This window comes from Roseateles sp. AC306 (genome assembly GCF_979253795.1).
In genome coordinates this window covers 1-231 of record NZ_CEEDEB010000163.1, presented here as the reverse complement: position 1 = coordinate 231, position 231 = coordinate 1, and the positions used below count along the sequence as shown (strand labels likewise).

The 231-nt window shown below is 70.1% G+C and carries 1 protein-coding gene; it reads left to right on the top strand.

The genetic code is table 11. The features are described from left to right. A partial coding sequence (locus AC0IZJ_RS28815) for a hypothetical protein (RefSeq protein ID WP_471855713.1) occupies positions 1–231 on the top strand: 231 nt, incomplete at both ends.

Below are 231 nucleotides of genomic sequence, written 5' to 3'. Positions count from 1 at the left end.
CGGCAGTACGACCGCGACACCGTGCGGCTGGCGCTGCGAGAACTTGGCGCGACTGGCCCGGGGTTGGAACCTGTGCCGATCCCCCAGCCGCGCGACGTCCCCGGGGCAGTGAAGCTGGCAGCCTCGGTGCTGGAACAAGCCGCGGTGCAGCTGCTCAACACCGTGAAGGCGGCGCCGGGCTTTGACGCGTTGCCCGGCGAGCTTCAGACGCGAATCGACGCGGTGTTGCTG